This window comes from Streptomyces beijiangensis (assembly GCF_017315755.1).
Lineage (GTDB): Bacteria > Actinomycetota > Actinomycetes > Streptomycetales > Streptomycetaceae > Streptomyces > Streptomyces beijiangensis.
On the sequence record NZ_JAFLRJ010000392.1, the window covers coordinates 25,291 to 31,490 of the forward strand.

General features: G+C 70.6%; 5 protein-coding genes and 1 pseudogene. 2 read left to right on the forward strand and 4 right to left on the reverse strand.

The annotated features are described in order from the left end of the window. Window positions 1–21: 21 nt before the first annotated feature. The 3 genes from J0695_RS32175 to J0695_RS32185 form a co-directional block, all read right to left on the reverse strand. Window positions 22–1,068 (reverse strand): FecCD family ABC transporter permease, encoded by a 1,047-nt coding sequence (locus J0695_RS32175; RefSeq protein ID WP_372445851.1) that lies wholly within the window; start codon window positions 1,066–1,068, stop codon window positions 22–24. Continuing rightward, window positions 1,065–2,078 (reverse strand): FecCD family ABC transporter permease, encoded by a 1,014-nt coding sequence (locus J0695_RS32180; protein ID WP_307798833.1) that lies wholly within the window; start codon window positions 2,076–2,078, stop codon window positions 1,065–1,067. The genes J0695_RS32175 and J0695_RS32180 overlap by 4 nt, the downstream gene beginning before the upstream one ends. An 87-nt stretch (window positions 2,079–2,165) precedes the next feature. Continuing rightward, a complete protein-coding gene (locus J0695_RS32185; RefSeq protein WP_206968098.1) occupies window positions 2,166–3,194 on the reverse strand; it encodes an HAD-IIA family hydrolase in 1,029 nt (342 codons plus the stop codon). A 67-nt stretch (window positions 3,195–3,261) separates the two neighbouring features. On the opposite strand from J0695_RS32185, the gene J0695_RS32190 reads away from it, so the two are divergent. Beyond that, window positions 3,262–4,539 carry a DUF1015 family protein gene (locus tag J0695_RS32190; protein ID WP_206968099.1) on the forward strand — a complete coding sequence of 426 codons (1,278 nt, stop codon included), beginning with the start codon at window positions 3,262–3,264 and terminating at the stop codon, window positions 4,537–4,539. A 66-nt stretch (window positions 4,540–4,605) separates the two neighbouring features. Here the strand turns inward: J0695_RS32190 and J0695_RS32195 are convergent, their stop codons facing one another. Further along, window positions 4,606–5,436 (reverse strand): tetratricopeptide repeat protein, encoded by an 831-nt coding sequence (locus tag J0695_RS32195; RefSeq protein ID WP_206968112.1) that lies wholly within the window; start codon window positions 5,434–5,436, stop codon window positions 4,606–4,608. A gap of 21 nt (window positions 5,437–5,457) precedes the next feature. Between J0695_RS32195 and J0695_RS45290 the strand changes: the two are divergent. Further along, window positions 5,458–6,200 (forward strand): annotated as a pseudogene (locus tag J0695_RS45290) (hypothetical protein); the annotation flags it as partial.

A 6,200-nucleotide genomic window follows, 5' to 3' on the forward strand; every position in this document is an offset into this window, starting at 1 on the left:
TCCCGGAGGTCGACGAGGTCATCAGATCCGTCCTGCCTTGCGTTCGGTGACCAGCAGCCACAGGAGGTAGCAGCCGCCCAGCACCCCGGTCACCACGCCGACCGGCAACTGCCGGTCGCCGAAGGCCTGCTGGGCGACCCAGTCGGCCACGACCACAAGCACCGCGCCCATCACGGCCGCGGGCAGAAGATTGGGACCGGCCGAGCGGGTCAGCCGGCGGGCGAGCTGGGGCGCGGTCAGGGCCACGAAGGAAATCGGCCCGGCCGCAGCCGTGGCGATCGCGGTGAGGAGCACGGCGGCCAGCATCAGCACGAGCCGGGTCCGCTCGACCCGTACCCCCAGCGCATACGCGGCGTCGTCGCCCATCTCCAGCATCCGCAGGTTCCGCCCGTTGCCGAGCACCAGAGGCACCAGCAGCACACAGGCCGCCAGGAGCGGCCAGAACTGCGACCAGTCCCGCCCGTCCAGCGAACCGGTCATCCATACGACGGCCCGGGTGGCGTCCACCAGATTGGCCTTGGTGAGCAGATAGCTGACGCAGGCGGTCAGCATGGCGGCGGCGCCGATCCCCACCAGGACCAGCCGGTAGCCGTGCACGCCGCGCTTCCACGCCAGCGCGTAGATGGCGACCCCGGTCACCAGACCCCCGACGATCGCCCCGCCGGCGGCCGCGGTCGACCCGCCGTGGAAGAGGACGATCACCGTGAGCGCACCCACGGACGATCCCTGGCCGAATCCGATCACATCCGGACTGCCCAGCGGATTGCGGGAGATGGACTGGAAGACCGCGCCCGAGATCCCCAGGGCGACCCCCACCAGAAGCCCCACGAGTACGCGCGGCAGGCGCAGGTCGTTGACGATGAACTCCTGGGCGGTGGTACCGCCGCCGAAGAGTGTCCTGACGACGTCGCCCGGCGCGATCGGATAGTCGCCGACCCCGATCAGTACGACAGCGGCGGCCACCGCGGCCACGGTCAGCAGCAGAACGACCAGCGCCGCCCTGAGGTCGACCCGGAAGGAGAACCCGCCCGAGGTGCGGACCGCATGTGTCCCACGTATCGCTTTCACAGCTGGGCCATCCTCCGGCGGCGTACGAGAAAGATGAAGACGGGCCCGCCGATGAGCGCGGTGACGATGCCGACCTGCAGCTCGGCCGGCCGGGTGATGACCCTGCCGACCACATCGGCGCCGAGGAGCAGGACGGGCGAGAGCACCGCCGCGTACGGCAGGACCCAGCGCATGTCGGGCCCGGTGATGGCCCGCACCACGTGCGGCACCATCAGCCCGATGAAGACGATCGGCCCGCAGGCGGCCGTCGCGGCCCCGCAGAGCAGGGTGACGGCGACCATCGCGAGAACACGGGTGCGGGTGAGATGGGCGCCCAGCGCCCGTGCGGTGTCGTCGCCCATCGCCATCGCGTTGAGCGGCCGCGCGATCAGCAGCGCGAGCACCAGGCCGACCGCGACGAAGGGCCAGACCTGGGAGATGACGTCCTCGTCGGCCGATGCCAGGGAGCCGACCGTCCAGAAGCGCATCTGGTCCAGCGCCGCCGAGTTCAGCAGCTGCACGGCGTTGACGTAGCCGTACAGCGCCGCGGTGAGGGCGGTGCCGGCGAGCGCGAGACGGACCGGGGTGGCGCCGCGGCCCCCGCTCAGTGCGTACACCAGCGCCGAGACGACCGCCGCGCCGATGAACGCGAACCACACATAGCCGGTGAACGACGAGATACCGAGGAAACTCATCGCGGAGACCACGGCGGCCGCTGCCCCCGCGTTCACCCCGAGGATTCCGGGCTCGGCGATGGGGTTGCGGGTGAGTGCCTGCATCACCGCGCCTGCCACGCCCAGCGCGGCCCCGACGAGCAGCCCGAGGACGGTGCGCGGCACCCGTACCTCACGGATGAGGACGTCGGTGCCTGCGCCCGAGCTGTGCATCAGACCGTGCCACACGTCGCCGACCGGCACCTGTTTGGCGCCGATCGCGATACTCGCGACAACGACCAGCACCAGCAGCGCTGTTGACGCGAGCAGACCGGCGGCACGGAACACATACCGTCCGCGGGATACAGGAGCGGTCACCGCACCCGGCTGAGGAGGACTCTCTACCAACACTCGGTTAGGTTAGCCTACCCTCGCCGAGCGCTGTCCAGGGGTCTCGGAGGGGTCCTACAGCCCCAGCCGGGCAAGCACCTTCCCCGCATCCAGCTCGCACACACCGTCGCCCGCCGAGGCCCAGGCCGCGGCGCAGAGCGCCCGCAGCCCGTCCATCGGCTGCCCGTCCCCGTCCAGTACGAACGCCTCGTCCTGTACGGAAGCGGTCCAGCCCCCGCAACCGAACCCGCCGTCCCGCGTCTCCACCTCAGGCTGCCCGGTCAGCAGTCCGCGCAGATCCTCGTCGACATACGTCGGCCGGTGCTCGGGCTTCGCCGCCAGCAGCTGCGCCCCGTCGGTCACCCCGGTCAGTACGAGCAGCGAGTCCACTCCCCCGTTGAACGCGCCCTCGATGTCCGTGTCGAGCCGGTCCCCCACCACCAGCGGCCGCTCGGCCCCGGTGCGCAGCACGGTCTCCCGGTGCATCGGCGGCAGCGGCTTCCCGGCCACCTGCGGCTCGGCGCCGGTCGCGATCCGTACGACCTCGACAGCCGCGCCGTTCCCCGGGGCGATCCCCCGCGCACTCGGAATGGTCAGATCAGTGTTGGAAGCGAACCAGGGAAGCCCACTCCTGATCGCGTACGAAGCCTCGGCGAACCGCGACCACACCATGTCGGGGCCGCCGTACCCCTGAGCCACCGCCACAGGACCGTCGTCGGCGGAGTCCACCGGCACAAGCCCGCGCTCGCGCAGCGCGACCCGCAACCCCTCGCCGCCGATGACCAGCACCCGGGAACCCTCCGGCACCTGCTCGGAGATCAGCCGCGCGACTGCCTGGGCGGAGGTGATCACATCGGCCGGGTCCGCGGGCACGCCGAGCTCCGTCAGATGCGCGGAGACCGCATCCGGCGTGCGCAGCGCGTTGTTGGTGACATACGCGAGATGCATACCGCCGTCCCTGGCCGTCGCCAGCGACTCGACAGCGTGCTTGATCGCCTCGCCGCCCGCGTAGACGACCCCGTCCAGATCGAGCAGGGCCGTGTCGTACGCCTCGCTCAGCGCGGTCGCACTGCCGGTCGGACTCTGCCTGCTCTGCTGACTCATCGCACTCCTCATGTCCTCGTTCTCCCCCGATCATCCCCCATCACCGCACCGCACCTACCATTCAGCAATGAGCACAACTGGGCGTGCGGCCGACGGATTGCATCTGTTCCCCTTCCGCGGACTGCGGTACGTCCCCGAGCGGGTCGGCAGCCTCTCCGCCGTCACCTCTCCCCCGTACGACGTCGTGGTCCGCCCCGACGGTCTGCAGCACCTGGAGTCCGCCGACCCGCACAACATCGTCCGGCTGATCCTCCCGCAGGCGAGTACCCCCGCTGCCCGCAATGAACAGGCGGCGGCCACACTCACCCAGTGGCTCGCCGACGGCGTCCTCGCCCCGGACTCCGAACCGGCGCTCTACGTCTATGAACAGCGCAAGGGCGATCTCCTCCAGCGCGGCGTCATCGGAGCGCTGGAGCTCTCCGCTCCCGAAGAGGGCGTGGTCCTCCCCCACGAGGGCGTGATGCCGCACATCGTCGAGGACCGTGCGGCCCTGATGCGTACGACATCGGCGAACCTCGAACCGCTCCTGCTCACCTACCGCTCGAACGGCACCGCCACGGGCACCACAGCGGTCATCGAGCGCACCATCAACCGCACCCCTCTCCTCTCCACCACCACCGAGGACGGATTCAGCCACCGCCTCTGGTCCCTGACCGCCCCTGTGGATCTGACCGAGGTACGCACGGATCTCGCCCACCGCCAGGCCCTGATCGCCGACGGCCACCACCGCTGGGCGACTTATCTGCGCCTGCGCACCGAGCACCCGTCCGCCAGCCCCTGGGCGTACGGCCTCGTCCTGCTGGTCGACACGGCCCGCCATCCGCTCCAGGTCCGCGCGATCCACCGGCTGCTGCACCGCCTCCCGGTGGCGGACGCGCTCGCAGCCGCGGCAGGCTCTTTCCGCGTCCGTACGATCGACGCCCCGCTCCCCCGGGCCCTCACCGCCCTCGCCGAAGCGGCTGCCGAGGGCAATGCCTTCCTGCTGGCCGGGGACGGCGGCTTCCACCTGGTCGACCAACCGTCGGAAGAGCTCCTGGCGGGTACGGTCCGCACGGACCGCCCCCCGGCCTGGCGCACGCTGGACGCCACCGTGCTGCATGCCGCGCTGCTCGACACGGTCTGGCAGATCCCGGACACTCCCGAGCACATCGCGTACATCCATGACACCGAGGCGGCGGTCGAACAGGCGGAGCGGCACAACGCGACCGCGGTCCTGATGCATCCGGTACGCGAAGAGGTGGTCAGGGACCTGGCCCGCCAGGGCGTGACGATGCCGCGCAAGTCGACGTCCTTCGGCCCGAAGCCGGCCTCGGGCCTGGTCTTGCGCAGCCTGACCATCGACTGAGATCCACTCCCCCTCAACGCAAAAAAGGGCGGCACCCCGAGGGGTGCCGCCCTTGCTCACATGGACTCAGTCCTTGTCGCCGTCCGACGCACGGATCTCGTCCGGCTTCTTGTCGACGTCGGCTTCTTCCTCGCCGTCGGCCTCGTCCTCGAGCTCGACGTCTTCCTCGGCCTCGAGCTCGTCTGCGGCCTCGACCGCTTCCTCGGCCGCTTCCTCTTCCTCTTCCTCGACCTCGACGAACTCGACGCCCTCAAGCTCGGCAAGCCGGTCCGAAGCGTCCGTGGAACCGTCGTCGGCCTCGATCGCCTTGGCGAACCACTCCTTGGCCTCGTCCTCACGCCCGGCGGACACCAGCGCGTCGGCGTAGGCGTACCGCAGACGAGCAGTCCACGGCTGTACGGAGTTCGAAGCAAGCTCGGAGCTCTGCAGCGTCACGATCGCCGCGTCGATCTGGCCCATGTCACGCCGCGCGCCGGCCGCGACCAGACGCATCTCGACCTGACCGGCCTTGTCGAGCTTCTGCACCTCGGGCTCGCCGGCCATCGCCATCGCCCGCTCGGGACGGCCCAGACCGCGCTCGCAGTCGGCCATGACGGGCCACAGCTCCACACTGCCGGTCATCCGCTTCGCGGCCCTGAACTCGGCCAGCGCCTCGGAGTACTTCTGCGTGGCGTAGGCGGCGAAGCCCGCCGCCTCGCGCACGGCTGCGACACGAGAGGCGAGCCGCAGAGCGATACGCGAGTACGCGTAGGCCTCCTCCGGGTCCTCGTCGATCAGCCGGGCGACCATCACCAGGTTCTTGGCGACGTCCTCGGCGAGGGTCTTGGGCAGGCTCATCAGCTCCTGGCGGACGTCCTTGTCGATCTCGCCACCGGTGACATCGTCAGGGATCGGCAGCCGCTTGATCGGCTCGCGGTCGTGGTCCCGGTCGTCCCGGCCACCGCGATACCCGCCCTGGTCACGGTCGTCGCGCTGGCCACCGCGGTACCCACCACGGTCATCGCGCTGCCCGGCGCGTTCATCCCGGCGGAAGCCACCACCACGCTCGTCATCACGACGGGGAGTGCTCGGGCGGTCGTCACGGCGCTGGAAACCGCCACCGCCGGACGGACGTCCGCCACGGTCGTCATCACGACGCGGACCACTGGAACGGTCGTCACGACGCTCGAAGCCACCGCCGGAGGAGGGACGACCACCACGGTCATCCCGCTGCCCGTAACCACCGCCGGAGGGGCGTCCACCACGGTCGTCATCGCGACGCTGGAAGCCACCGCCGGAGGAGGGACGACCGCCACGGTCATCACGCTGTCCGTAGCCGCCGCCACCCGTGGGACGGTCATCGCGACGCTGGAAACCGCCACCGCCGGACGGACGTCCACCACGGTCGTCATCACGACGCGGACCGCTCGGGCGGTCGTCACGGCGCTGGAAACCGCCACCACCGGAGGAGGGGCGTCCGCCACGGTCGTCATCGCGACGCTGGAAGCCACCACCGCTGGAGGGGCGTCCGCCACGGTCGTCATCACGACGCGGACCACTGGAACGGTCGTCACGACGCTGGAAACCGCCGCCGCCGGACGGACGTCCGCCACGGTCGTCATCACGACGGGGACCGCTCGGTCGATCGTCGCGGCGCTGGAAACCGCCACCACCGGAGGACG